The organism is Streptomyces sp. NPDC001700, assembly GCF_053596435.1.
Window position 1 is genome coordinate 1 of the sequence record NZ_JBSFGE010000078.1, and the last position, 2,489, is coordinate 2,489.

Annotated in this window: 1 protein-coding gene; it reads left to right on the forward strand. The window is 69.1% G+C overall.

Annotated elements, in window-relative coordinates; all coding sequences use genetic code 11:
* Positions 1-2,489: type I polyketide synthase (locus tag ACWC5C_RS42020; RefSeq protein WP_450884631.1), on the forward strand; the 2,489-nt coding region annotated here is incomplete at both ends.

The following is a 2,489-nucleotide window of genomic DNA, read 5'->3' on the forward strand; positions in this document are numbered from 1 at the left end:
ACCTACCTCGACGCACTCGCCACACACCGCCACGCCAACAACCTCCCCGCCACCTCCATCGCCTGGGGCTTCTGGGAACACCGCAGCGAACTCACCAGTGATCTGGGCGAAGTGCAGCTGTCCAGGATTTCCCGGTCGGTCGGGAGGAGTTTGAGCGACCAGCAGGGACTGGAGCTGTTCGACGCCGCACTGGCCTCCGGCGAGGCGATGGTGCTCGCCGATCCGCTGAACCTCCCCGCACTGCGTGAGCAGGCAGCCGCCGGCACCCTGCCGCCCGTTCTGCGTGGTCTGGTCACCGCGCCGGTCCGCCGGGCCGCCCAGAGCGGCGGCGCCCAGGCCGGGTTCCGGCACCATCTCACGGGCCGGTCCGAGAGCGAGCAGAGCCAGTACGTCCTGCGCCTGGTGCAGGAGCACATCGCATCCGTCCTCGGGCACGCGTCCGCCGGGTCCGTCGAGGTGTCGCGGACGTTCCAGGAGATCGGTTTCGACTCGCTGACCGCCGTGGAACTGCGCAACCGCGTCAGCGCCGCCACCGGCGTACGACTGCCCGCAACAGCCATCTTCGACTACCCGACACCTCGCCTGCTGGCCGGGCACGTACTCGCGCAGGCGCTGGGCGCTTCGCAGGAGATCCTGACGGACGCTCCGACAGCGGTCGCGGCCGACGACGACCCCATCGTGATCGTCGGCATGAGCTGCCGCTACCCGGGCGGGATCGACTCGCCCGAGGGTCTGTGGCGGTTCATCGACTCGGCCTCTGACGCCGTGTCCGTCCTTCCCTCGGACCGGGGCTGGGACCTTGCGGCCTTGGCTGGGGCGAAGGGCAGGTCGGGGATGTCGTCCACGAGTGACGGCGGCTTCCTCTACGACGCGGCCCAGTTCGACCCCGGTCTGTTCGGTATCTCCCCGCGCGAGGCGGCCGCGATGGACCCGCAGCAGCGGCTGCTGTTGGAGGCGTCCTGGGAGGCGTTCGAACGGGCCGGGATCGCCCCCGACTCGTTGAAGGGCAGCAGGACCGGCGTCTTCGCGGGCGTGATGTACCACGACTACGCCTCCTGGCTCCGCGATGTCCCCGAGGAGGCCGAGGGCTACCTCGGGACAGGTACCGCGGGCAGCGTCGCGTCCGGACGCGTGGCCTATACGTTCGGTCTGGAGGGTCCGGCGCTGACGGTGGACACAGCGTGTTCATCGTCGCTGGTGGCCCTCCACCTGGCATGCGAGTCGCTGCGGCGCGGCGAGTGTTCGATGGCGCTCGCCGGAGGTGTCACCGTGCTGGCGACACCACAGATCTTCGTGGAGTTCTCACGCCAGGGGGGTCTCGCGGCGGACGGGCGGTGCAAGTCCTTCGCCGCAGGTGCGGACGGCACCGGCTGGGCAGAGGGCGTCGGCATGCTGCTCGTAGAACGGCTCTCCGACGCCGAACGCAACGGCCACCAGGTCCTCGCGGTCGTACGAGGCTCCGCCGTCAACCAGGACGGCGCCTCAAACGGCCTGACAGCCCCCAACGGACCCTCCCAGCAACGCGTCATCCGCCAGGCCCTGGCCAACGCCGGACTCTCGACGGCCGACATCGACGCCGTCGAAGCACACGGCACCGGCACCACACTCGGCGACCCCATCGAAGCACAGGCACTACTGGCCACCTACGGCCAGGACCGCGACACCGACCGCCCCCTGCTCCTCGGCTCGCTCAAGTCCAACATCGGGCACACGCAGGCCGCAGCAGGCGTCGCCGGAGTCATCAAGATGGTCATGGCGATGCAGCACGGCGTACTGCCCCAGACCCTCCACGTGGACGAACCCACCCCCCACGTCGACTGGACCACCGGCGCGGTCGAGCTGCTGACGGAACGCACGGACTGGCCCAAGACCGGCGGACCTCGCCGGGCCGGTGTGTCCTCCTTCGGTGCGAGCGGCACGAACGCGCATGTCGTGCTGGAACAGGCACCTGCGGTAGCCGATCCCGAAGTGGAGTCCGGGTCGGATCGGGGTGAGCTGCCCGCGATTCCCTGGGTGCTTTCGGGTGAGGGCGAGACCGCCCTCCACGCACAGGCCGAACGTCTGAAGTCCTTCGTGGAGAACAACCCCCATCTGCACCCGGCAGACATCGGCTGGTCCCTGGCCACCACACGCGCAGCGCTCTCCCACCGCGCGGTCATCGTGGGCACCAACCGCGACGAACTCCTGGCCAACCTCTCATCACCGACCATCACCACCCCCATGACCGGCGGGCTGGCCATGCTCTTCACCGGCCAGGGCTCCCAACGCCTCGGCATGGGCCGCGAACTCCACCACGCCTACCCCACCTTCGCCCAAGCCTGGGACGAAACCAGCACCGAACTCAACCACCACCTCGACCACCCACTCAACGACATCGTCTGGGGCCAAGACCCCGAACTCCTCAACCAAACCCTCTACACCCAAGCCGCCCTCTTCACCCTCGAAGTCTCCCTCTACCGCCTCATCACCTCCTGGGGCATCACACCCGA